The organism is Cupriavidus basilensis OR16 (genome assembly GCF_000243095.1).
In the GTDB taxonomy this organism is placed as follows: Bacteria; Pseudomonadota; Gammaproteobacteria; order Burkholderiales; family Burkholderiaceae; genus Cupriavidus; species Cupriavidus basilensis_D.
This window is the reverse complement of the sequence record NZ_AHJE01000071.1, coordinates 37,125-60,286: the sequence shown is the minus strand read 5'-3', so window position 1 is coordinate 60,286 and position 23,162 is coordinate 37,125. Positions and strand designations below refer to the sequence as shown.

Genomic DNA, 23,162 nt, shown 5'->3' with positions numbered 1-23,162 from the left:
TTCTTCACACTACGCGCTCAGTCCGCCTGCGCCCCGGAGCGCTTCACCACCGCGCCCCACTTGTGGATCTCGCTGTCGACGAACTTGCCGGTTTCCTCCGGGCTCATCGGCATTGGCTCCGAGCCGCGGTCGGTGATGAACTTCGACAGCTCGGGCGACTGCAGCGCCTTCACCGTCTCCGCGTTGAGCTGGCTCACGAGCGCGGGTGGCAGGCCTTTGGGCGCCATCAGGATGGCCCAGCCCAGCGCTTCGAAGCCCGGAACGCCTTGCTCGCGCACCGTGGGCACCGACGGCAGCTGCGGCGTGCGCTTGGCCACCGTGACCGCCAGCGGCACGGCCTTCTTCGACTGGATCAGGGGCAGCGCCGCCGTCACCGAATCCACCATCAGCGGGATCTGGTTGCCGAGAAAGTCGGACTGCGCCGGGCCGCTGCCCTTGTAGGGGATGTGCACCATGAAGATGCCCGCCTGGGCTTTGAGCATTTCGGCCGACAGATGCTGGGTACCCCCCACGCCCGCGCTAGCGTAGCTGTATTTGCCGGGCGCGGCCTTGGCCTTGGCGATCAGGTCACGCAGCGAGACGATGCCGGAAGCCGGCGTGGCGAGGAACACCAGCGGCACCGAGAACACGCCGGAGATCGGCTGGAAGTCCTGGCGCGGGTTGTAGTTCAGCTTCTTGTACAGCGTCTCGTTGATCGCCATCGCGCTGCCGGCCATCACCAGGGTGTAGCCATCGGGCGCGGCATGGGAGGCGATCTCCATGCCGAGGTTGCTGCCCGCCCCGGCGCGGTTGTCCACCACCACCGGCTGGCCGAGCTGCTTGCCCAGCCGCTCCGCCAGCGCGCGCGCAAAGATGTCGGTGGCCTGTCCGGGCGGGAAGGGCACGATCAGCTTGATGGGCCGGTCGGGATAAGCGGCGTGGGCAAAGGTGGCGGCCGTCGTCAATGCTGCTGCGGCGGCGATGAGGGCAAAGGGCTTCTTCAAGGGACTCTCCTGCTTTATTGGTTTTATGTGCCGTGCTGGGTCTGTGCATGACGCGCGGTGCATGGGCACGACCGCGCAGGAGAGAATTCTACGGGATGGCGCGTCGCCGCCGCGTTGCTGCATGTCGCCCGTGCAGCCCGCGCATTTCCATATGCCGATTGCGGCGTTGGCAGGCCCGCGCGCCAGCCGTATGATGTTGCGGCCCCCCCCTTCTTCCGGAGCGCCGCATGAACACCGTCACCGAACCGCTGCTTGCCTGGTCGGATCCCAGTCTGTCCCTGCCCGCCCTGCATTTCCCCGCCGTCCAGGCCAAGGTATCGCCCACCGAATGGGCCGTGCGCGTGGAGCTGGCGGCGGCCTACCGGCTGGCGGCGCAGTTCCGCTGGACCGATCACATCTACACGCATTTCTCGGCGCGCGTGCCGGGCTCCGACGAGCATTTCCTGATCAATGCTTATGGCCTGACCTTCGAAGAGATCACCGCATCCAACCTGGTCAAGGTCGATATTGACGGCGAGATCCTGCGCGACGACACTGGCCTCGGCATCAACCCGGCTGGCTACGTGATCCACAGCGCCATCCACGCCGCGCGCCACGACGTAGGCTGCGTGCTGCATACTCACACCGCCGCCGGCATCGGCGTGTCGGCGCAGCGCGATGGCCTGCTGATGATCTCGCAGCACGCCATGCGCTTCTTCGAACGGGTGGCGTATCACGACTACGAGGGCATTGCCATTGACCTGGACGAACGCTCCCGGCTGGTGGCGGACCTGGGCGAGCGCGACATCTTCATCCTGCGCAACCACGGCCTGCTGACCTGCGCGCCCACTATTGCGCAAGCCTTCCAGGAACTGCATATGCTGGAGCGTGCCTGCGTGGCGCAGCTGGCCGCGCAATCCGGCGGCGCGCCGCTGGTGATCGCGCCCGATGCCGTGGCGCGCAAGGTGGCGGAGCTGGTGGTGAGCAATGCCGGCGGCCCCGTCACGCGCAAGCACTGGGCTGCCCTGCTGCGGCAGCTCGATCGCAGCGATCCGTCGTATCGCCAGTAACGGCAGGCGCGGCACGCGCTCCGTGGCCGGCTCAGCGCCTGTGGTCGAAGCGCCGCGCCAGCCGCTCGCCGCCGAACTGCACCAGCGTGACCAGCGCCACCAGGATCGCGATCACGTTGAACATCACCGTGGTCTCGTAGCGCTCGTAGCCGTAGCGGATGGCCAGGTCGCCCAGCCCGCCGGCGCCCACCGCGCCGGCCATGGCCGACGAGCCGATCATGGCGATCACGCTGACCGTGGCGCCGCCGACGATGCCGGGCAGCGCTTCGGGCAGCAGCACGTGGCGCACGATGTGCCAGCGCCGGCAGCCCATGGCGCGCGCGGCCTCGATCAGGCCCGGATCGATCTCGTTGAGGCTCACCTGGGCGATCCGCGCAAAGAAGGGGATCAGGTGCACGCTCAGCGGCACCACCGCCGCCCACGTGCCCATGGTGGTGCCGACGATCAGCCGCGTCACGGGCAGCATCGCCACCAGCAGGATGATGAACGGGATCGAGCGGAAGGTATTGACCAGCGCCGACAGCGTGCGGTGCGTCCGCGGCCGCGGACGCAAGCCGCCCGGCGCGCTCAGCGTGAGCACGATGGCCAGCGCCATGCCGCACACGAACACCACCAGGCAGGCGGCGCTCACCATCAGCAAGGTCTCGCCCAGCGCCTTCACGTACTTGTCAGCCATTGGCGGGAACATAAGCCTGTATCTCGATATTGGCGCGCGCACTCGCGTACGACGCATTGGCCGCATGGGCGCAATGAATGGCATTGGAAAACTCGCCGCCGGCCGGCACCGGCAGCTCCAGCCGCAGCGGGCGCAGCAGCGCCAGCGTGGCGGCGGCCTGCGGCTCGGCAAACACCTGCCACACCGTGCCCAGCTCCACCGCGCGGCCTTGGTCAAGCACCAGCACGCGGTCGCAAGCCTGGCGGATCACCGCCATGTCGTGCGTGATCAGCACCACGGTCAGTCCGAGCGTGCGGTTGATGTCGCGCAGCAGGGCCAGGATCGATTCGGTGGTCTCGGGGTCCAACGCCGAGGTGGCCTCGTCGCACAGCAGGATCTCCGGGCGGTGCACCAGCGCGCGCGCAATGCCCACACGCTGCTTCTGCCCGCCGGACAGCGTGGCCGGATAAACCTGCGCCTTGTCGGCCAGGCCCACCAGTTCCAGCAGCGCCATCACCCGCGGCACAATCTCCGCGCGCGGCACGCCCGCTACGCGCAGGGGCAAGGCCACGTTCTCGAACACGGTCTTGGCCGACAGCAAATTGAAATGCTGGAAGATCATGCCGATGCGCCGGCGCAGCGCCACCAGGCCATCTTCATCCAGCGTGCCCACGTCCACGCCATCCACGCGCACCTGCCCGGCGCTGGGACGCTCCAGCATGTTGATGGTGCGCAACAGCGTGGACTTGCCCGCGCCGCTACGCCCGATGATGCCGAAGAGCTCTGCGCGCGCCACCGTGAACGATACTTCCTGCAAGGCGGCCGCGGGCGCGCCCGGGTAGTGCTTGCCAAGGTGATCGAAGACGATATGCGGCGGACTTGATTGCAGCGGGTGCGCCTGTGACACGATGAAGATCCTCCGGGAACAACATGAACAACGACATCCGCATCAGAACGCCGGGATCACCGAGCCCTGGTACTTGGTCAGGATGAACTTGCGCACCTCGTCCGAGTGGTACGCCTTGATCAGCGGCGCCACCCACGGCGCGGCCTTGTCGCGCTCGCGCACGGCGATCACGTTCACGTACGGGTTGTGCTCCTTCTTCTCCACCGCGATGCCATCGCGCGTGGCGATCAGGCCGGCCTGGTAGGCGAAGGTGTTGACCACCGCAGCGGCGTCCACATCCGGCAGCGAGCGCGCCAGCACCACCGAGGCGCTTTCCACCAGGTCCAGCTTCTTCGGGTTGGCCGTGATATCGCCCAGCGTGGCCGTGCCGGTGTACGGGTCGAAACCCTCGCGCAGCTTGATCAGCCCATGATCGCGCAGGATCACCAGCGCCCGGGTCTGGTTGCTCGGATCATTGGGAATGCCCAGCCGCGCCCCCTGCGGCAGCGACTCCAGCGACTTGTATTTGCGCGAGTAGAAGGCGATCGGCGAGATCAGCGTGTCCGCCACCGCCACGATCTTGTAGCCGCGCTGGTTGATCTGGTCACGCAGGAAGGGCTTGTGCTGGAACGCGTTGGCGTCGAGATCGCCGTTGTTCAGCGCCTCGTTGGGGCTGGCGGTGCCGGTGATCACGATCGGCTCCACGTTGAGGCCTTGCTTCCTGGCCACCTTGGTCACCACTTCCCAGATCTCTTCGTCCACGCCGCCGCGCACGCCTACCTTGATGGGCTTGTCGGCGGCCAGGACCGGGGCCGCGCCGATGGCGAGCGCCGTCGTGGCAGCGAGGACCGTGGAAAAAATGCGCGCAGGTTCATATGCCGTTCACCTCGAAGATTTTGCTGGCCGTGTTTGAGCTGGCGAGATGCCAGGGGACCAGTCTAGGTAAGCAACGGCAGGCGGGTCCAAGAATAAAACCGCAGTAGCAAATCCGGAAAACCTGCCAGCGATCCGGCGAGCCGGCATCCCTCGATGGGAAGGCCGGCCGGTCGCGGGCAGGCCGGTGGCAAGCGGGAAGCGACGCCCTTGCGCTGCCCTACTTCAGGTACTTCCATCCGCCATTCTGGATCTGGACCAGCGCCGCCGCGCGCTCGTCGTACCCGACGTGGTCGGAGCGGGACATGGTGGTCACGCCTTGGGTAGTCACGACACCGCTGGTGCTCTCCAGTGCGTCGCGCAGCGCAATGCGGAATGCCTCGGTGCCGGGCCGGCCCTTGCCGAGCGCGGCGGGAATGGCCGCTCGCAGGACCAGGCCCGCATCCCAGACATTGGCCGCGAAGATCGAGGCTGAGTTCTGCCCGTACGCGGCCTCGTAGCGCTTGATGAAATCCTGCGCAACCGGCCGCATCGGGCTGCCCGGATCAAGCTGGTCTGCCACCAGCACCGGTCCGACCGCGAAGATCGCGCCCTCCGCATCCTTTCCGGCTACGCGCAGGAAGTCACGGTTGGCAATGCCGTAGGTCTGGTAGACGCGGCCCTTGTAGCCGCGTTCGGTGAGCGTTTTCTGCGGCAGCGCGCCCGGTGTGCCGGATGCCGCGACAAGGACGGCGTCCGGCTTAGCGGCAATGATCTTCAGGGTCTGCGCTACCACGCTGGTGTCGGTGCGCACGTAGCGCTCGGTTGCCACGAGCCGGATGCCAGCCTTGTCAGCCAGCGGCTGGAGCGCCGCCAGCCACGCATCCCCGTAGGCATCGGAGAAACCCATGAATGCCAGCGTCTTCGTCCCCGCCATTTGCATATGGCCGAGCGTGGCGCCGATCATCAGGTTCTCATTCTGGATCGCCTTGAATGCCCACCGTCGTTTCTCGTCCTGAGGCTCGACGATCCTGGCGCTGGCGGCCAGGCTCATCAACGGCACCTTGGTCTCGGCGGCAACATCGACCAGCGCAATGGTGGATGGCGTGACCGAGGAGCCCATCACCACATCCACATTGTGCTCATCCACCAGGCGGCGAAAATTGCGCACGCTGATGCTCGGATCCGAGGTGTCATCGAGGAGGATGTAGTTCAGCTTCTGCCCTGCGATCTCCTTTGGCAGGAGGTCAACCGCACGCTTTGCCGGAATGCCGAGTGACGCCGCCGGACCGGTCAGCGCCAAGGTGACGCCGACGTTGATATCGGCGTGCGCGGGAGTTGCGGCCAGGCCGGCCATGGCGAGCACGGCTGCCAGCATTGCGCAAGTGGGATGGAACATCGTCTTGTCTCCTTGGGTGAAACGCGGCCATCCGGGTGGCGCGTGTTGTGGTGCTTTTGCCGGGACGGTGGGGCCGCGCGGCGTGCTCAGATGTCCAGTTCCAGCTCGGGAGTCAGCGCCCGGGAAACGCAAATCATGATGGCGGCGTTGGCCTCGCGCTCCTCGTCGCTCAGCACGTAGTCCCTGTGGTCCGCCTTGCCGGACAGCAGGGGCACCTCGCAACTGCGGCACAGCCCCTCGCGGCAGGAAAACGGCAACGGCACGCCGTTGCGCTCAAGTGTTTCGAGAATGGTGGAACCGGCGGGCACGGTGAAACGGCCGCCGTGCCGGTGCAGGACAACCGTGAAGGCCTCGTCCGCATCGAAACCGGCATGGGCGCTGGCCTGCTGCGGATCCACACTGAACCGCTCGAAGTGCGTGGCTGCGCGTGGCACGCCCGCCGCCTCTGCCGTGGCAGCCACCGCATCCATCAGTGGCGAAGGCCCGCAGCAATACACGTGACCGCCCGCATGCAGCCCGCCAAGAAAAGAGGCAAGGTCCGCCAGCGCTCCCTGGCTCTCGTCATCGACATGCAGTTGCACCCTGTCCCCGTAGCGCGACAACATATCCAGGTAAGCCGCGCGACAGCGCGAGCGCATGCAGTAGAGCAGTTGCCACGGCCGGCCGTTGGCCTCGCACCAGCGGATCATGCTGAGAATCGGCGTGATGCCGATGCCGCCGGCGATAAACATATGCGCCGAGGCAGCCGCATCGATGCCGAACAGCGAACGCGGCGCGCTCACGGCGAGCGTGTCGCCCGCCTTCAGTCCTTCATGGACATACTGCGACCCACCGCGCGACAACGGCGCAAGCCCCACGCCAAGGCAGTAGCGGTCAGTCTCCTCGGAGTCGTTGCACAGCGAGTATTGCCTGACGATATTGCCGGGCAGGTGCACATCGACATGCGCGCCCGCGGTGAACGCCGGCAAGGCACCGCCGCAGGCGCGCCGCAGCTCTATGCCGAGAATGCCCTCGGCCTCCGCGGTCACCCTGGATACGATCAGTTCGAGCATGCTGTGCTACCTCCGCGCGGACGCCGCCGCTTCTTCTTCGAGCCTCTGGTTCACGGCCCAACGGAATTGCGAAAGCGCGGCGTCGATGGAGAACGGCATCATCTTGAAACCGGGCTCAAGCGCAAGGCTTCGCTGCTGCGCCGAGATGATCTCGCGGTCTTCGTCGAACGCGGTGACCACGCTTTGGTGAATCGACGCGGTGACTTCCGGCCGGTCGATGGCAAAGTTGTGCGGATGGGCGAAGAAGTAATGCGTGGAGTTTTCCGTCTCCGGGGTGATGGCCTGGCAGCCACGGAATTCGGCGGCATCGACGCGCACGCCTGCCGGCGCGCCCGTGCCGGTGGGAGACATGCCGGAATCCATTAACAGGATGGCGGGAATCGTGAAGTTGTAGATATTCCAGCGGTCGACCTTCCCGGGATACGCCTTGACGGCCTTGGCGAAGGCAGGCGCTTCGGTATTGATGGCCCAGCGCGTGATCCGCACGCCGCCATCGATACGCTCCACCTTGGGCCGCACCGCGGCATAGTCCTCGCTGCCACCCAGGGTGGTGGGGTGAACGAACGGCAGGTGCGAGAAGTCCAGCAGGTTGTCGCAGATCAGCAGGTAATTCACGTCGTAGTGGATGTAGCCGTCCAGGCTGCGCCATTCCGGATGGTCCAGCCACTGCGTATCCGGGATCAGCGACGGATCGGCCTTGTCCGGGTCGCCCATCCAGATCCACACCCAGCGGTGTTGCTCGACGGTGGGGAACTTGCGCACCTTGGCCTGCGGCGCAATGCGTTCCTGCGCGGGCGCCTCGATGCATTTACCTGCGCTGTCGAACTTCAGGCCGTGATACATGCAGCGGATGCAATCGCCCTCCCTGCGCCCGACCGACAGCGGCGCGCCACGATGGCAACAGCGATCCTCCAGCGCGACGATGCCGCCGTGTTCCTTGCGATACATCACGACAGGCACGCCGATGATGGTGCGGGAGAACATGCCTTCGGCAGGGATTTCCTTATCCCAGCCGGCGACATACCAGGTGTTTTTGATGAACATGCGGGGTTCCTTGGAACGGTCACTTTGCGCCCGGCGCGGAAATTCGGGGCGCACGTTGCCATGCACGCCTTGCCTGAAAACAATGCGTGTTGCGGGCGTTAAAAAAGGGAGGCGTCAGGGTGGCGGCAATGCGCCTTGCAGGCCGGGACGCGGGTGGCAGCGTATGCGTGCGCGGGGTGTCATGTCTTGTCTCCAGTGCGGCGACCCATCTCCGGGGTCCTTGACTGCAGAATAGATTTGGAGGAAACATGCGTCAACGTCATCCCCCTAATAGCGAGAATGTGCGCCATGCATGCAGATGAGCTGGACCTCAACCTCCTTGCGGTGTTCGACGCGATGCTGCGGGAGCGCAGCGTGACCAAGGCCGCCCAAGAGCTGGGCCTGACGCAAAGCGCGATGAGCCACGCGCTGAACCGGCTGCGCGCCTTCTTCGACGACCAGTTGTTCGTCAAGACGCCGGCAGGCATGATGCCCACGCACAAGGCGCAGGAGCTGACCGAGGCCATTGTGGGCGTGATGGCCACGGTGCGGCAGCAGGTTCTATCGCAGTCGCGCTTCGATCCACTGGCGGCGCGGCGCACGTTCAACCTGTGCATGACCGACATGGGCGAGCTGGTCTTCCTGCCGCCGCTGATCAGCAGGCTGCGCCGCGAGGCACCGCACTGCAAGCTGCGCACGTTGCAGGTTCCACTGCAGCAGATCGAAGGCATGCTCGGCACGGGCGAGGCCGATCTCGCGCTGGGATCGATTCGCGCCGCGCCGGAAGGCTTGTTCCAGCAGCGCTTGTTCATGCACTCGTTCGTGACGATCGTGAGTGCGCGCAACCAGGCGGTTGGCGACGCCCTGACGCTCGAGCAGTTCCAGCGCATGCCGCAGATCGTGGTCACGCTGTCCGGGCGCGCCAGCGCGGCGTACGACAGCGCGTTTGACGACCACGGCATCCAGCGCAATATCTACCTGTCGACGCCGCACTTCCTGGTGGTGCCGCTGCTGATGGAGCAGCAGCCGGACCTGATCGCCACGGTGCCGCTGGAGCTCGCCAACGTCTTTGCCCGGTACGGCACGGTACGCGTGATGCAGCCGCCGGTGGCGCTGCCGGAATTCGCCATCAAGCAGCATTGGCATCCACGTTTCCACCATGACCCGGCCATCATCTGGCTGCGCGAGCTGGTGAAACGGACCTTCGAACACTATCCACGCGTCGACGATGGCGAGGATGAGGCACCGCCACCGCCACCGCAACCCAAGCGAACCCGGCGCTTGGCAAAAGGAAGGTAGGCGGCGGCTATCCGTTCCCCGCGGCCGCCTCTATCGGCTCCATCGCGCCGAAGCGCCACGATAGCCGCCGCGCCGCCTGCAACAGCGTCCCGGCCGTCGCGCCGTCCGTACCGCTATCGAAGCTGCCCGACGTGCCGATCAGGGCAATCACGAGCGCGATGCTGCCGGTATGGTCGAACACCGCTGCGGCGAGCGTGTCGATGCCGGGCACCGGCTTGCTCAGTGCATTGTCGATGCGCCGCGCGCGGATTTGCGCCAGCCGCGTGGCATATGCCGGCACAAGCGCCTCGCCTGCGCCGCCGTGCGCCTCGACTCCGGCCGATCGCCGTATGGACCAGCGACAGCACAGTGCCGACCCGCAGGCTCACGTGCTGCGGCCGCGCGGCTTCTTCCAGCCGCACTACCGTCGGCCCGAGCGGGCCGAGGACCGCCATCGCCACGCTCAGGCTGGTGGTGCCGGCCAGCTCGATCACCTCGGGCTCGGCCTCGCGCGTTGGCGAAAGGCGCTGCAAAGCCACCAGCCCGAGTTCCAGGCCCAGCGCGCCGGACAGGAAATTGCCCGCCGCGTCGCGCGCCAGCAAGCCGATCTTCTGCAGGCTGACCAGATGCGGAAACGCCTTGGCGGGCGGCATGCCGGCCGCGCGCGCGAGGTCGCGCAAGGACAGCGGCCGCCCGGCCGCGACCAGCGCGGCGAGCAACTGGCCGGTGTTGTCCAGCGACTGGATGCCGCGCTGCGGCTTGGCGGCTTCGCCCTGGCTGTCGTCGATCGGCATGGGGGCTGGTGTCATTCGGTTTCGGTAGTGCCGGCGATGGCGGCCCGGATGGCCGCGGCGGTGTCTAGCATTGCGACCGCCACGGGGCCGCGCCAGTCCACATCGATGGTGCCGGTCGACCCCACCACGGTCAGCGCCAGGCGCAGCCGCCCGCTGGCGTCCAGCACCGGCACGCACAGACTGCTGACGGCGGGGCTCGGCGCGTCGATGCTGCGCTCGATGCCGCGCCCGCGGATGGCGGCAAGGTCCGCACCGAAGGCGGTGGCGTCCACGGCGGGCGTGTCGCCTGCGTGCTGCTGCTCCCAGATCGCCTGCCACTGGGCGGGCGGAAGAAACGCGCAGAACACGCGGCCTGTCGCCGTTGCCGACAGCGACATCACCGTGCCGACGTGCAGGTTCACATGCAAGGGCGAGCCCGCGTGCGCATAGCGGACGATGGTGGGGCCCTGAGGCCCCGCGGCGCAGATCGCCACGCTGAACCCGCACGAGCCGGCCAGCGCGGCCACCAGCGGCACCGCCGCCCGGTAGGCTGGATCGTGGTCCAGGTACAGCATGCCGAGCTGCAGCGCCAGCGGGCCCGGCTCGTAGCGCCCGGACAGGTGATCGCGCTTGATCAGGCCAAGCCGCACCAGGCTGACGAGGTAAGTGTGCGCTTGCGCGGGTGCGATCTGCACGGCAGCCGCGAGGTCGGCCAGGGTCATGGGGGCACGGACATCGGCCAGCGCCCGCAGGAAGCGGCCGCCGACTTCGACGCTCTGTATGCCGCGCTGCGCTTTATCCGCGCCGCCGGCATCCGACGTGTTGTCCGTTGATCGTGCCATTCGCCTCTCGCCTGAAAACCCAGATAGTAATCGACCAGACGCTCTGCCCCCGGCATCACCGAGGGTTTCCCCTTGGTTTTCTGTGCCGCATTCGGCCCCCACGTCTTATTAGTCAAAAACAATACGATTTGTTATTGACTAATTTTACTGCAATTCCTAAGATGGCCTTACCCCGATACCGGTGCAGCTATAGAGTGAATACGGGGCGAGACAGTCCCCGCCATGCAGTCATCCGCCCCCGGCGCCTGCTGTCTCGTCTTTTCCCCACCCGAAAGAAGAGAAGTGAGGCAAGCATGAGCAAGGCATTCGCATCCCAGGCCGACCTGGAAGCCAAGAAAGTCACCTTTACCCAGCTCTCCGAGAACGCCTACGCGTACACGGCCGAGGGCGACCCCAACTCCGGCGTGATCATTGGCGACGACGGTGTGCTGATCGTCGACACCACCGCCACGCCCGCCATGGCGCAGGACCTGATCGCCAGGATCCGCTCGGTCACCGACAAGCCCATCAAGTACGTCGTGCTCTCGCACTACCACGCGGTGCGCGTGCTGGGCGCATCGGCTTACTTCGCCGAGGGCGCGCAGCAGGTCATCGCCAGCCGCGGCACCTACGAGATGATCGTGGAGCGCGGCGAGGCCGACATGAAGTCGGAGATCGAACGCTTCCCGCGCCTGTTCGCCGGCGTGGAGACCGTGCCCGGCCTGACCTGGCCAACGCTGGTCTTCGAGAAGGAAATCACGCTGTACCTCGGCAAGCTCGAAGTGCGCATCGCGCACCTGGGTTCGGGCCACACCAAGGGCGATACGGTGGTCTGGCTGCCTTCGCAAAAGGTGCTGTTCTCCGGCGACCTGGTGGAATACGACGCGGCCTGCTACTGCGGCGACGCGCAACTCGAGCAGTGGCCCGCCACGCTGGACGCCTTGCAGGCACTGGGCGCCGAGAAACTGGTTCCCGGCCGCGGCCCGGCCCTCACCAACCCGGAAGAGGTCAAGAAGGGCATCGAGTACACCAAGGACTTCGTCACTACGCTGTTCCAGGCCGGCAAGGAGGCCGTCGTGGATAGCCTGGACCTGAAGAGCGCGATGGCCCATACGCGCAAGTCGATGGACCCGAAGTTCGGCCACGTCTTCATCTACGAGCACTGCCTGCCGTTCGATGTGTCGCGCGCCTTCGATGAGGCCAGCGGCATCAAGCATCCGCGCATCTGGACCGCGCAGCGCGACAAGGAAATGTGGGCCGCGCTGCAAAACTGAAGGCCAATCGCCGCATAGATGGAATGGCCGCAAGAATGTGGATGGAGACACAGGCATGAGCATCGACTACCAGAACCTGTCATTTGCGTACCAGCCTTGCCGCGAGCAGGGGCAGGAACACACTGGCACCCCGTATCCCGTCATCGTCGTAGGAGCCGGCCCGGTAGGCTTGGCCACCGCGATCGACCTGGCCCAACACGGCGTGCCGGTTGTGCTGGTGGACGATGACTGCACGCTGTCGAGCGGATCCCGCGCGATCTGCTTTGCCAAGCGCACGCTGGATGTCTTCGACCGGCTCGGCTGCGGCGAACCCATGGTGGACAAGGGCGTGCGCTGGCACGTCGGCAAGGTCTTCGTGCGCGACGAACAGGTCTACACCTTCGACCTGCTGCCGGAGGCCGGCCATCAACGGCCGGCCTTCATCAACCTGCAGCAGTATTACGTCGAGGGCTTCCTGCTCGACCGCGCGCGCCAGTTGCCGAACCTGGAGATCCGCTGGAAGCACAAGGTGACGGGCATCGAACAGCGTCACGCCGGCACGCCGGATGCGAACGTGGTGCTGACCATCGACACGCCGGACGGCCCCTACGCGCTCACCGGACGCTACGTGGTGGCGGCCGATGGCTCGCGCAGCCCGCTGCGCAACCTGCTGGGCCTGGACAGCAAGGGCCGCACGTTCAAGGACCGCTTCCTGATCGCCGACGTGAAGATGGAAGCCGATTTCCCCACGGAGCGCTGGTTCTGGTTCGACCCGCCGTTCCATCCGAACCAGTCGGTGCTGCTACACCGCCAGCCCGACAATGTCTGGCGCATCGACTTCCAGCTCGGCTGGGACGCCGATCCCGTGCTGGAGAAAACACCGGAGCGTGTCATTCCCCGTGTGCAGGCGCTGCTCGGGCCGGGCGCCAGGTTCGAGCTGGAATGGGTCAGCGTCTATACCTTTTCCTGCCTGCGCATGGACAGCTTCCGCCATGGCAATGTGCTGTTTGCCGGCGACTCCGCGCATGGCGTCTCGCCGTTCGGCGCGCGCGGGGCCAACAGCGGCGTGCAGGACGCTGAGAACCTGGCCTGGAAGCTGGCGTACGTGATCCGGGGCCACGCGCCGGACAGCCTGCTCGACACCTATGCAAGCGAGCGCGAATACGCCGCCGACGAGAACATCCGCCACTCGACGCGTTCGACGGATTTCATCACACCCAAGAGTGCCGTCAGCAAGGTGTTCCGCGATGCCGTGCTGGCCCTGTCGAAGAAGCATGCGTTTGCCCGGCAACTGGTCAACAGCGGACGGCTGTCATTGCCGTGCGTGCTGCGCGATTCGACGCTCAACACGCCTGACTCCGGCGACTTCGCCAGCACCATGGTGCCGGGCACCGCCTGCGTGGATGCGCCAGTCTCCGGCAAGCAAGGCCAAGGATGGCTGCTGGCGCAACTAGGCGGGCAATTCACCGCGCTGCTGTTCGGCACCCCCGACGCTGCCACCCTGGCTGCCTTGCAACGGCTGCTGCAAGGCACGCTGCCGCTCAGGCTGGTGGTGGTCAGCGCGGATGCCATGTCCGCGACATCGCCCGGCATACCGGTGTGGCACGACGCCGAGGGACTTGCTGCGCAGCGCTACGACGCGCGGCCCGGCACGCTGTACCTGATCCGCCCGGACCAGCATGTCTGCGCGCGCTGGCGGCAGGTCGACATCGCCGCCATCCAGCAGGCCATGTCGCGCGCGACCGGTAACGCGCAGGGCGCGCCAAGCGGAGCGGCGGCAGCGCAGGCGGCCGCCCCGGTGCCGGCATGAATCCCACCGGGACATTCTGAATCAGAGAGACAGCAATGGCACTCAACACCCACCCCAACCTGGCACGCGCCGACGACTTCTACGAAGCCCTGATCGACATGCATCGCGATCTCGACGGCGGCCAGAGCCAGGCAGCCAATGCGCAACTGATCCTGTTGCTCGCAAATCATATCGGCGACCACGACACGCTCGCCGCCGCCCTGCAGCTCGCCCGGCAGGGCGCAGCGCAGGAGATCGGCGCGCAAGCCTGATTGCGGCGGGCACGGCCCGCTGCCCGCTTCCACTCATTGCCAATACGCACCAGACGTCGGCATCCAGGGCCCGGCCGGGCCCGCGTTCCCGGAGACAATCCATGACCTATTCCTCTGCAGGGGCCATTGCGCCCCCGGCTTCTGCTGCCCGCGACGAAGACGCGCTCTATCGAAAGATCTGGCTGCGCATCATTCCATTCCTCTTTGTCTGCTACGTCATCTCCTTCCTGGACCGCATCAATATCGGCTTTGCCCAGTTGCAGATGAAGCAGGACCTGGGCTTCAGCGATGCGATGTACGGGCTGGGCGCCGCGGTGTTCTACGTGGGCTACGTGCTGTGCGAGGTGCCTAGCAACATGCTGCTGGCCCGCTTCGGCGCGCGCCGCACCTTCACCCGCATCATGTTGCTGTGGGGCCTGGCATCGGTCGGCATGATGTGGGTGTCCACGCCCACGCACTTCTATACGCTGCGCTTCCTGCTGGGCGTGTTCGAAGCCGGTTTCTTCCCCGGCATCGTGCTGTACCTGACCTATTGGTTCCCGGCGCGGCGCCGTGCTGCCGTGATGGCCATCTTCTTCGCGGGCGTTGCCGTGGCTGGCGTGCTGGGCGGGCTGGTGTCGGGCTGGATCATGCGCGACATGGCCGGCGTGCTCGGGCTCTACGGCTGGAAGTGGATGTTCGCCATCGAAGGCGCGCCCGCCATCGTGCTCGGGCTCATCGCCGCGGTATTCCTGGTCGATGGCCCGCGGCAGGCAAGCTGGCTCAGCGACGAGGAGAAGACATTGCTCGCCGCGCACAATGGGCCGGCCGGGCAGGCCACGCACGCGCACTCGCTGAGCGCGCTCATCGAGGCGCTGCGCAATCCTCGCATCTACCTCTTTGCCTTCATCTACTTCGCGCTGACCTGCGGCTCGCTGACCCTGAGCTTCTGGATGCCGCTGATGATCCGCGATTTCGGCATCACCGACGTGATGTCGATCAGCCTCTACTCCGTCATCCCGAACGCGATCGGCGCCGTGGGCCTGATCCTGATCGCCCGCCATTCGGACCGGCGCGGCGAGCGGCATCGCCACTTCGTAGCCTGCACGGCCGGCGGCGCGCTGGCGCTAGCGCTGCTGACCCTGCACCTGCCCAGCTTCGCGGCGATGCTCGCGCTGCTGTCCGCCGCGTGCGTGCTGATCTTTGCCGCACTGCCGATCTTCTGGTCCTTGCCGCCGAGCCACCTGCCGGCCCACACCGCCGCCGCCGGCATTGCCTTTATCAGCAGTATCGGCATTACCAGCGGCATCGTCAGCCCCTGGGTGATCGGGCAGATCAAGACGCACACCGGCAGCATGGACAATGCGCTGTATCTGCTCGCGGCGTTGCTGCTGGCCAGCGGCATCGCCATGTGGGCAGGCGTGCCGAAGGCCGAGCCGCGGCACTGATCGCTGGCCAGCGATCAGCCCGGGGGCCGGATGGCCCGCGGGCGTCGCGCTTTTTGGGGTTCTGACTAAATTTGCCCGCCAACCTGTCGATATGAGTGGCGTACTGGCGCTTTCTTTGGCACGCTCTCTTGCGTGTCACATGGAGTGGCACCCAGGCAGTTCAAAGTCAACGTCCAGAAAGGTTTTCCATGCTCGCCGGTAGCTACAACAGTTTGCTTGTGCTGTTCTCACTGCTTGTCGCGATACTGGCCTCCTATACTGCCCTGGACATGGCGGGGCGCATTGCCAGCGCGCAAGGGCGCGCGGCCCATTGGTGGCTGGCCGGCGGCGCCTGCGCCATGGGCATCGGCATCTGGTCGATGCACTTCATCGCCATGCTGGCGTTCCACCTGCCAATACCGCTTGGCTACGACCTGCCCATCACCCTGGCCTCGCTAGTGATCGCCATCGCGTCATCCGCGCTCGCGCTCTGGCTGGTCGGCCGTGAAACGCTGCCGTGGCGGCGCCTGGCCTGCGGCGCCCTGCTGATCGGCGGCGGCGTCGCCGGCATGCACTACACCGGCATGGCTGCGCTGCGCATGGTGCCGGGCATCCGCTACATCCCATCGTTGTTCGTCTTGTCCGTGGTGATTGCGGTGCTGGCGTCCGGCACGGCGCTGTGGATCGCGTTCAACCTGCGCCGCCAGTCGGTCTGGGTGCGGCCCTTGCGGGCGGGTGCGTCGGTGGTGATGGGCTCTGCCATCGCCGGGATGCACTACACCGGCATGGCGGCCGCGGAATTCCCGATCGGCGCCGTCTGCGGCGCGGCGCGCAACGGCATGGACACCGGATGGCTGGCGGTGGTGATCATCGTCGTGACGCTGGCCGTGCTGGCCATTGCCCTGATCACCTCCGTGCTGGACATGCGCCTGGAAGCCCGCACCGCCATGCTGGCCATCTCGCTCGCCGAGGCCAACCAGGAACTGACCTACCTGGCGCTGCACGACAACCTCACCAAGCTCCCCAACCGCGTGCTGCTGGAAGACCGGCTCGAGCAAGCCATCCAGAGCGCCACACGGGAGAAGAGCCGCTTCGCCCTGATGTTCATGGACCTGGACGGCTTCAAGGCGGTCAACGACGCCTACGGCCACCCCATTGGCGACCAGTTGCTGGTGGAAGTCGCGCGGCGCGTCGGCGCCACGGTCCGCTCGCAAGACACCATCGCAAGGCTGGGCGGCGACGAGTTCGTGCTGCTGGCCAGCGTCAGCGAGCCGGCGGATGCCGCCACCCTTGCCGAGAACGTGCTGAGCGCCATCCGCGAGCCCTTCCAGGTAGCCGGCCGCGAGTTGCGCGTCTCCACCAGCATCGGCATCGCCATGTACCCTGGCGATGGCGAGTTCCAGCACGACTTGCTGACCAACGCCGACGCGGCGATGTATCACGCCAAAGCGCTGGGCCGCAACACCATCTGCTTCTTCGAAGCATCGATGAACGCCAACGTGCACGAGCAGCTTCAGCTGGTGCAGGACATGCGCATGGCGCTGGAACGCCGTGAACTGATCCTGCAGTACCAGCCCAAGCTCACCGCCCCCAGCGGTCCGATCGTCGGCGTGGAAGCCCTGGTGCGCTGGATGCATCCCACGCGTGGCCTGATCGCCCCGGACCAGTTCATCCCCCTCGCGGAAAAAACCGGGCTGATCGTACCGATCGGGGACTGGATCCTGGACGAAGCCTGCCGGCAAATACGGGCATGGCGCAACGCAGGCCGCCCGGAATGGACCATGGCGGTCAACCTGTCGGCGCTGCAGTTCCGGCACGCCAGCCTGATCACGACCGTGCGCGACACCCTGGCCCGGCATGCGCTGGAGCCACGCTGCCTGACGCTGGAGGTCACCGAATCCACGGCGATGCGCGACGCCGACGCCAGCCTGCAGATCCTGCAGCAACTCCACGACATGGGCGTGCGCATCTCGATCGACGACTTCGGCACCGGCTACTCGAGCCTGCTGTATCTCAAGCGGCTGCCAGCCAGCGAGCTGAAGATCGACCGCGGGTTTATCCGGGATCTTTCACGCGATACCGAGGATGCGGCGATTGTCTCGGCCATTGTGGCGCTGGGTCGGACGCTGAATTTGAATATTGTTGCGGAAGGGGTCGAGACAGCAAAGCAGCAGGAGTTCCTGACGCGGCTTGGATGCGATTCGTTGCAAGGATTCCTGCTGGGACGGCCGATGTCCGCGGAGAACCTGATTGAATCGCTGTCCGAGGACAATCTGCTATCGGATGCTGGATGAAGAAGGCCCCATACGGCCATTAAACGACGCGGGGTACCTCACGCCGCATTATGACGAGCCAGATACTTAACCAGCCCCTCAATCCCGCCCTTAGCCACAATATCGGCAAACTGCCGGCGATAAACCTCAATCAACCAAGCCCCACTCATATTAATATCGTAAATCGACCACCCAGCCGCCCCCCGCTGCAGCCGATAATCAATCTTCACCTCATCCCCCTTATTCAGCACGCTGGTTTCCACCACCACATCATTCCCACTGGTGCGCGGTGCCTTGTAGCGAAACTTCAGCGCCTGCTCGCGCACTTGCGAGAGAGATAAGGCGTAGCTGCGCACCAGCAGCGTCTGGAACTGTTCGTAAAGCTGCTTCTGCTGTTCAGGCGTAGCACTGCGCCACGCGCTGCCGACCGCAAGCCGGGTGGTGCGTTGAAAATCGGTATAAGGCAGGAACTGCTGGCGCACCACGGCCGTGATCTTGTCGAGATCGCCGTTACGGGTGTCGGGGTTGGCCTGGATGGTGGCGAGGACGCCTTCGACGGCGGCGCGGACCATGCGGTCCGGCGAGGAGCGGTCCACGCCTGCGGCCGCGGGGCTCTCGCCAGGCGTCGCGGCCGGCGCGGAGATAGGGAAGGATGCACCCGCGATAAAGACAAGACCAGCGCAAACCGCAAGCGCCACGGCCTTGCCTCCCGCAATGGCAAGGCGAAGGCGAAGACGGAGATGGCGAGGCATCGCGATGTCCTCCACTAGCGGTATGCGGTTGCCCGGGGAGCCCGGTTACCGGCATCTCTTGCCTAATGCTAGTGCTTTGCCGCCAAAAATAAAATGACGAAAACGACAGTGGCCGGTACGCGTTGCGTGCCGGCCAACCGGCAATTACTGCGTCAGCGCCTTGAAGCCCTGCAGCAGGCGCTCGATGTCATCCATCTTGATATTGCCCATCGTGGAAATGCGGAACAACTCGGCCGACAGCCCGCCCTGCCCCGCATAGATGACAAAACCGCGCGCCTTCAGCCCGTCGTGCAGCTGGGGATACGACAAGCCGGCCGGCAAGCGGTAGGCCCGCAGCACCACCGAGGACTGGTCCGACGGCCACAGGGCCGGCATGCCCAGGGCCTCAAGCCCGGCGCGGGCGCGTTCCGCAAGGGCCGCATAGCGCGCATGGCGGGCGCGCCAGCCGCCCTCTTCCTCCAGCTCGCGCAGCGCCTCCACCAGTGCGTAATAGGCATGCACCGACGGCGTAAACGGCGTGTTGCGCTGGTCCTGCAGGCGCGCAAGCCGGCCCAGATCCAGGTAGTACGTGCGGCTGGCGGCTTGCTCCAGCGCGCTGCGGCGCACCATGACGAACGATGCGCCCGGCACGCCGTGCAGGCACTTGTTGGCCGTGGCCGCCACCGCGGCAATGCTGCCGCCGAAGTCGATCGCCTCGGCGCCGAAGCTGCTGACGCCATCCACCAGCAGGCGCACATCCCGCGCGCGGCACAGTGCGTCGAGTGCCTGGAGGTCGTTCAGGCGGCCGGTGGTGGTTTCATGATGGATCACCGCCACATGCGTGATCGCGCGGTCCGCGTCGAGCGCGGCGGCAATGCGGGCAAGATCAGGCGCCTGCATCCAGTCGTGCGCGACCACCTCATGGGCGATGCGGTACTGCGTGGCGATCTGCGTAATGCGCTCGCCGTACACGCCGTTCTGGACGATCAGCAGCTTGCCTTGCTCGGGCACCAGCGCGGCGATCATGCTCTCTACCGCCGCCGTGCCGGAGCCGGTCATCAGGACCGCGGCCCACTCGGCGGGATCCAGTCCGTAGATGTCCAGCAGGCGCGCGCGCGCTTCGTCCTGCAGGTCGAAGAACTCGCTTTCGCGATGGCACAGGTCGGGCTGCAGCAGGCTTTGGCGGACACGTTCCGACAGGGTAACGGGTCCCGGATTGAGTAGCAGCATTTACTTCCCTCCTTGGTCGGCACCGATGTGTCGCGCCAGGCGCGTCTTCACATCGACCGGGGTGATGGTTGGGCGCGGCAGGCCGTCCGGCGTGCCGGCACTGATCGTCAGCGCGACAAAACGCGGGCCGGCGGCACGCGCGGGCGCGGCGCCGGACAGTGCCTGGTCAAGCAGGTCGAGATGGTCGCCCTCGGCCGCCGACGCGTAACCGCAGGCGGACGCCACGCCGGCAAACGAGACGTGGTGCGACACGGTCGCCTGGCCGCCGGTGGAGTCGTGGGCGCCGTTGTCGAGCAGCACATGCGTGAGGTTGCCCGGGCCATAGGCGCCGAGCGTGGCGAACACGCCCATGCGCATGAGCGCTGCGCCATCACCGTCCACCGCGACCACCTTGAGGTCCGGACGTGCGAGCGCGAGGCCTAGCGCGAAGGGCGTGAGGCAGCCCATCGAACCCACCATATAGAGCTGGTTGGCACGGTCATCGAGTGCGTAGAGCTCACGCCCGCAGAAGCCGGTCGATGCCAGCACCACGGTGTTGTCCATCGGCGTATGCGCGATCACGCGCTGCAGCGCGTCGCGGCGCGTAGGCAGGCCATCGGGCGAAGCACCCTGCGGCTCCGACTGCGGTGTGCACTTCGGGCGCGGCGTGGGCCGCTCCCGCGCGATCCAGCGCCGGGCCAACCTCGGCCGGGTCGGTCGGGAAGGTCTCCCACGGGATTTCCATGGTGTCGAGCATCGTCGGCGTGACCGGACCCATCAGCGCGTGCTGGGGTTCGTCAGCCACGCCCTGCTGCCCGCGCCAGGTCACGATCAGCAACTGCGGCAGGCGGAACGTCCACGTGAGCGACGTCAATGGGCTGACCGCATTGCCCAGGCCGGAGTTCTGCATCATGGTGACGCCACGGCGGCCGCCCTGCGCGCCCAGCGTCACGCCGGCGATCAGCGCCACCGCATCGCCTTCGTTCGCCGCCGACACGTAGTGCAGCGACGGGTCCTGCATCACGTAGTTGATGAACGGCGTGAGATACGAACAGGGCACCCCGGCATACCAGTCGAAGCCCCGCGCGCGCGCGGCCTCGACAAATTGTGCCGCTTCGATCATCGGGCTTCCTCGTCATCCGTGGGGCCAACCGCGAACGGCGTCTGCGTATGCGCGAAATCTCCCGCGCGGCGGAAGTCGTCCAGGTCGTTCACGCCGCGCCAGTGGCCGTGCACATATTTCACCTCGATCTCTTCGCCGGCTTCGACCAGCGCGTTGAGCAGCGCGGGCATGTCCAGCGTATTGAAGTCGTCGCGCTTGCGCAGTTCGGCAACCAGCTTCTGCAGGCGCACGCGCCCTTCGCCGCGCACGTTCAGCAGGCCGATCCAGCGGCCATGCGGCGCCTGCGCTTGACCAGCACCCGGCTCCTGGCCCTCGCTGGACACACGGCGCAGCAGGATCTTCTGGCCGAACAGGTCGCGGTCGTCGGGCGCGGAGCAATGGGCGAAATCGCGCACGCTCTGGTTCGACTCCGTGGTCAGCGACGAGTCCACCACCACGCTGAACGGCGCGTCGCTCTCCAGCAGATCCCGCAGGATATAGCTGCGGAACAGCAGGTCGCCGTAGGCAATGGTGATGTCGTTGATCGACTGCTTCTTGAATGCATCCACCAGCCAGCGCAGCAGCGGCTTGCCGGCCACGGGCAGCATGACCTTGGGACGGTCCTCGGTGAGGGGCTCGAGCCCGGTGCCGCGGCCGGCCGCCAGCACTACCGCCGCGCCCGGTGCTTGCGAGCCGGACAGGTAGATCTTTTCGGCGCTCGAGTATTCGTCGGCGTCCTGCAGGCGGAAGATCTCGTTGACCGAGGCGATGCGGTCTTCCACGTTGACCAGCGTTTCGCTGTCGTGGATTTCCTTGGCCACGGCCTGCATCGACGATGCCGCCACGCGGATCAGGTGGTTGGCCCAGATCACCACGCTGATGCCCGCCTTGCGGAAGGCTTCGGTCGGCGTGCTGTAGTACTTCGTCGGCACGATGACCAGCGGGCCGCGGCCGGCCCACTAGCGCGCGAACTGCAGGATCTCGTCCGGGCGCGACAGCTTGCTGTGGATCAGGATGGCGTCCGCGCCGGCCTGGCGATAGGCCTCCGCGCGGCGCAGGGCTTCGTCCATGCCCCAGCCAGCGATCAGGGCTTCCACGCGGGCGACGATGGAGAAGTTGTCGTCCGACTGCGAATCCTTGCCGGCCTTGATCTTGCCGCAGAACTCATCGATCTCGGCCAGCGGCTGGCGCTCGCCGTCAATAAAGCTGTTGGTCTTGGGAAACTGCTTGTCCTCGATGCAGACGCCGGCAATGCCGCGCTGCTCGAGCTTGCGCACCAGGCGGCGCACGTTGTTGAAGTTGCCGTAGCCGGTGTCGCCGTCCAGCAGGATCGGCAGGTCGCTGGCGTCGGCCATGAACTCGAGCGTGTCGACCACCTGGGTCCAGCTGGCTTCGTTGTTGTCGCGCACGCCGTACTGGGCGGAGATTGCCAGGCCCGAACCCCAGATGGCCTTGAAACCAGCCTCGCGCACGATGCGCGCGGACAGCCCGTTGTGGGCTTCCATCATGAATTCCAGCTCGTTGCCGACAATCATCTGGCGCAGGCGGGCGCTGCGCGAGGCAGTCGAGAAAATCGGGTCAATCGCGTTCACTGTGCTACTCCCACAATCGGCTGAAGTTCGGGCAGGACTTCGTCGCGCGCGCGCGCCACGTCGTTCGGGAAATCGATCTCGATCCACGGTGCGCCGCTCACGTCGGCGACATCGAATACGTGGCCGCCTTCGAGCAGCAGGTCGCGAACCGCTTCTTCGTGCGGCATGTTCGAGCGGCCGCTGTCGACATAGCCCTGGACGATCTGCGCCAGGCGGCGCGCGGTTTGCTCCTGGAAGCGGAAGAAACCGACCGACTCGCCAATGGTGTCGTACGCCAGGCCAACCGCGAGCTGTTTGCGCAACTCCACCGGCACGCCATCCTTCAGGCACAGCTTGACGGGTTCGTCGCCGGCTTCGAAATCGCGGTCGATCAAGAGGCGATTGGTCGTGCCGCCCGCCACCAGCGCGCTGAGGATGCGCTCGTCGTAGAGCACGTCCGCATCCATCAGCAGGACATCGCCGCCGCGCGTGAGCGCATCGGCCACCGTGTGCACGGTCAGGACGCTGCCCAGGTCGTAACGCGGGTTCAGCACGATTTCCGGATAGGGGTCGCGCCCCAGCCGCACCAGCTCGGCCTCGACGTGTTCCGGCTGGAAGCCAAGCGCCAGCACGATCTCGTCCACCCCAGCCGCGTCGAGCATGCGCAGATGCCGCTCCAGCAAGGTGATGCCCTCAAAACGCAACAGGCACTTGGGGAATTGCTCCCCGGGTTGTTGCTGAAGTCGCAGGCCTAGGCCTGCGGCAAGGATGATTGCTCGCATTCG

Annotated in this window: 18 protein-coding genes and 3 pseudogenes; 7 read left to right on the top strand and 14 right to left on the bottom strand. The window is 66.2% G+C overall.

From position 1 onward, the window contains the following. Positions 1-17 precede the first annotated feature (17 nt). Positions 18-983 carry a tripartite tricarboxylate transporter substrate binding protein gene (locus OR16_RS25150; protein ID WP_006161029.1) on the bottom strand — a complete coding sequence of 322 codons (966 nt, stop codon included), beginning with the start codon at positions 981-983 and terminating at the stop codon, positions 18-20. Between the two features lie 227 nt (positions 984-1,210). On the opposite strand from OR16_RS25150, the gene OR16_RS25145 reads away from it, so the two are divergent. Beyond that, positions 1,211-2,032: a class II aldolase/adducin family protein gene (locus OR16_RS25145; RefSeq protein ID WP_006161027.1), complete on the top strand. Its 822-nt coding sequence runs from the start codon at positions 1,211-1,213 to the stop codon at positions 2,030-2,032. A gap of 31 nt (positions 2,033-2,063) precedes the next feature. On the opposite strand, the gene OR16_RS25140 is transcribed toward OR16_RS25145, so the two are convergent. The 6 genes from OR16_RS25140 to OR16_RS25115 form a co-directional block, all read right to left on the bottom strand. Next, positions 2,064-2,720: a methionine ABC transporter permease gene (locus OR16_RS25140; RefSeq protein WP_006161025.1), complete on the bottom strand. Its 657-nt coding sequence runs from the start codon at positions 2,718-2,720 to the stop codon at positions 2,064-2,066. Beyond that, positions 2,701-3,594, bottom strand: coding sequence for a methionine ABC transporter ATP-binding protein (locus tag OR16_RS25135; protein WP_006161023.1), 894 nt, complete (start codon positions 3,592-3,594; stop codon positions 2,701-2,703). The genes OR16_RS25140 and OR16_RS25135 overlap by 20 nt, the downstream gene beginning before the upstream one ends. Positions 3,595-3,636: 42 nt before the next feature. Beyond that, the gene (locus OR16_RS25130) at positions 3,637-4,434 is read right to left on the bottom strand and encodes a MetQ/NlpA family lipoprotein (protein WP_043420996.1); all 798 of its coding nucleotides are present in this window, start codon (positions 4,432-4,434) and stop codon (positions 3,637-3,639) included. 232 nt (positions 4,435-4,666) lie between these two features. After that, positions 4,667-5,824, bottom strand: coding sequence for an ABC transporter substrate-binding protein (locus OR16_RS25125; RefSeq protein ID WP_006161019.1), 1,158 nt, complete (start codon positions 5,822-5,824; stop codon positions 4,667-4,669). Positions 5,825-5,910: 86 nt separating this feature from the next. After that, positions 5,911-6,876 carry a PDR/VanB family oxidoreductase gene (locus tag OR16_RS25120; protein ID WP_006161018.1) on the bottom strand — a complete coding sequence of 322 codons (966 nt, stop codon included), beginning with the start codon at positions 6,874-6,876 and terminating at the stop codon, positions 5,911-5,913. Positions 6,877-6,882: 6 nt separating this feature from the next. Beyond that, positions 6,883-7,920 (bottom strand): aromatic ring-hydroxylating dioxygenase subunit alpha, encoded by a 1,038-nt coding sequence (locus OR16_RS25115; protein ID WP_006161016.1) that lies wholly within the window; start codon positions 7,918-7,920, stop codon positions 6,883-6,885. A 288-nt stretch (positions 7,921-8,208) separates the two neighbouring features. On the opposite strand from OR16_RS25115, the gene OR16_RS25110 reads away from it, so the two are divergent. After that, positions 8,209-9,198 (top strand): LysR family transcriptional regulator, encoded by a 990-nt coding sequence (locus OR16_RS25110; RefSeq protein ID WP_006161015.1) that lies wholly within the window; start codon positions 8,209-8,211, stop codon positions 9,196-9,198. A 7-nt stretch (positions 9,199-9,205) separates the two neighbouring features. On the opposite strand, the pseudogene OR16_RS25105 reads toward OR16_RS25110, so the two are convergent. Next, positions 9,206-9,986, bottom strand: a pseudogene (locus OR16_RS25105) (IclR family transcriptional regulator). Continuing rightward, positions 9,983-10,792, bottom strand: a complete 810-nt coding sequence (locus tag OR16_RS25100) for an IclR family transcriptional regulator (RefSeq protein WP_006161013.1) — start codon at positions 10,790-10,792, stop codon at positions 9,983-9,985. The pseudogene OR16_RS25105 and the gene OR16_RS25100 overlap by 4 nt, the downstream one beginning before the upstream one ends. 293 nt (positions 10,793-11,085) lie before the next feature. Between OR16_RS25100 and OR16_RS25095 the strand changes: the two genes are divergently transcribed. The 5 genes from OR16_RS25095 (at position 11,086) to OR16_RS25075 (ending at position 17,785) form a co-directional block, all read left to right on the top strand. Next, positions 11,086-12,045 carry an MBL fold metallo-hydrolase gene (locus tag OR16_RS25095; protein ID WP_006161011.1) on the top strand — a complete coding sequence of 320 codons (960 nt, stop codon included), beginning with the start codon at positions 11,086-11,088 and terminating at the stop codon, positions 12,043-12,045. Positions 12,046-12,100: 55 nt separating this feature from the next. Beyond that, positions 12,101-13,834: an FAD-dependent oxidoreductase gene (locus tag OR16_RS25090; protein WP_006161009.1), complete on the top strand. Its 1,734-nt coding sequence runs from the start codon at positions 12,101-12,103 to the stop codon at positions 13,832-13,834. Between the two features lie 35 nt (positions 13,835-13,869). Continuing rightward, positions 13,870-14,085 (top strand): DUF2783 domain-containing protein, encoded by a 216-nt coding sequence (locus OR16_RS25085; RefSeq protein ID WP_006161008.1) that lies wholly within the window; start codon positions 13,870-13,872, stop codon positions 14,083-14,085. Positions 14,086-14,186: 101 nt separating this feature from the next. Further along, a complete protein-coding gene (locus tag OR16_RS25080) occupies positions 14,187-15,512 on the top strand; it encodes an MFS transporter (protein ID WP_006161007.1) in 1,326 nt (441 codons plus the stop codon). Positions 15,513-15,700: 188 nt separating this feature from the next. Then, positions 15,701-17,785, top strand: coding sequence for a putative bifunctional diguanylate cyclase/phosphodiesterase (locus OR16_RS25075; protein ID WP_006161006.1), 2,085 nt, complete (start codon positions 15,701-15,703; stop codon positions 17,783-17,785). A gap of 38 nt (positions 17,786-17,823) precedes the next feature. Here the strand turns inward: OR16_RS25075 and OR16_RS25070 are convergent, their stop codons facing one another. The 5 genes and pseudogenes from OR16_RS25070 to OR16_RS25050 all read right to left on the bottom strand — a co-directional run bounded on the left by OR16_RS25070 (position 17,824) and on the right by OR16_RS25050 (position 23,159). Beyond that, positions 17,824-18,516, bottom strand: a complete 693-nt coding sequence (locus tag OR16_RS25070) for an MlaC/ttg2D family ABC transporter substrate-binding protein (protein ID WP_081488881.1) — start codon at positions 18,514-18,516, stop codon at positions 17,824-17,826. Positions 18,517-18,660: 144 nt separating this feature from the next. After that, positions 18,661-19,725, bottom strand: a complete 1,065-nt coding sequence (locus tag OR16_RS25065; RefSeq protein WP_006161004.1) for a 2-aminoethylphosphonate aminotransferase — start codon at positions 19,723-19,725, stop codon at positions 18,661-18,663. After that, a pseudogene (gene aepY, locus OR16_RS25060) lies at positions 19,726-20,827 on the bottom strand (phosphonopyruvate decarboxylase). After that, positions 20,824-22,398 (bottom strand): annotated as a pseudogene (gene aepX, locus OR16_RS47410) (phosphoenolpyruvate mutase). The pseudogenes aepY and aepX overlap by 4 nt, the downstream one beginning before the upstream one ends. Next, a complete protein-coding gene (locus tag OR16_RS25050) occupies positions 22,395-23,159 on the bottom strand; it encodes an NTP transferase domain-containing protein (RefSeq protein WP_006160996.1) in 765 nt (254 codons plus the stop codon). The pseudogene aepX and the gene OR16_RS25050 overlap by 4 nt, the downstream one beginning before the upstream one ends. Positions 23,160-23,162: the final 3 nt, after the last annotated feature.

What these genes read in the sequence shown, in the direction of transcription:
- OR16_RS25145 (WP_006161027.1), top strand. Translation starts at nt 1,211, where the DNA reads ATGAACACCGTCACCGAACCGCTGCTTGCCTGGTCGGATCCCAGTCTG.
- OR16_RS25140 (WP_006161025.1), bottom strand. Translation starts at nt 2,720, where the DNA reads ATGTTCCCGCCAATGGCTGACAAGTACGTGAAGGCGCTGGGCGAGACC.
- OR16_RS25125 (WP_006161019.1), bottom strand. Translation starts at nt 5,824, where the DNA reads ATGTTCCATCCCACTTGCGCAATGCTGGCAGCCGTGCTCGCCATGGCC.
- OR16_RS25120 (WP_006161018.1), bottom strand. Translation starts at nt 6,876, where the DNA reads ATGCTCGAACTGATCGTATCCAGGGTGACCGCGGAGGCCGAGGGCATT.
- OR16_RS25115 (WP_006161016.1), bottom strand. Translation starts at nt 7,920, where the DNA reads ATGTTCATCAAAAACACCTGGTATGTCGCCGGCTGGGATAAGGAAATC.
- OR16_RS25110 (WP_006161015.1), top strand. Translation starts at nt 8,209, where the DNA reads ATGCATGCAGATGAGCTGGACCTCAACCTCCTTGCGGTGTTCGACGCG.
- OR16_RS25100 (WP_006161013.1), bottom strand. Translation starts at nt 10,792, where the DNA reads ATGGCACGATCAACGGACAACACGTCGGATGCCGGCGGCGCGGATAAA.
- OR16_RS25095 (WP_006161011.1), top strand. Translation starts at nt 11,086, where the DNA reads ATGAGCAAGGCATTCGCATCCCAGGCCGACCTGGAAGCCAAGAAAGTC.
- OR16_RS25090 (WP_006161009.1), top strand. Translation starts at nt 12,101, where the DNA reads ATGAGCATCGACTACCAGAACCTGTCATTTGCGTACCAGCCTTGCCGC.
- OR16_RS25085 (WP_006161008.1), top strand. Translation starts at nt 13,870, where the DNA reads ATGGCACTCAACACCCACCCCAACCTGGCACGCGCCGACGACTTCTAC.
- OR16_RS25080 (WP_006161007.1), top strand. Translation starts at nt 14,187, where the DNA reads ATGACCTATTCCTCTGCAGGGGCCATTGCGCCCCCGGCTTCTGCTGCC.
- OR16_RS25075 (WP_006161006.1), top strand. Translation starts at nt 15,701, where the DNA reads ATGCTCGCCGGTAGCTACAACAGTTTGCTTGTGCTGTTCTCACTGCTT.
- OR16_RS25070 (WP_081488881.1), bottom strand. Translation starts at nt 18,516, where the DNA reads ATGCCTCGCCATCTCCGTCTTCGCCTTCGCCTTGCCATTGCGGGAGGC.
- OR16_RS25065 (WP_006161004.1), bottom strand. Translation starts at nt 19,725, where the DNA reads ATGCTGCTACTCAATCCGGGACCCGTTACCCTGTCGGAACGTGTCCGC.
- OR16_RS25050 (WP_006160996.1), bottom strand. Translation starts at nt 23,159, where the DNA reads ATGCGAGCAATCATCCTTGCCGCAGGCCTAGGCCTGCGACTTCAGCAA.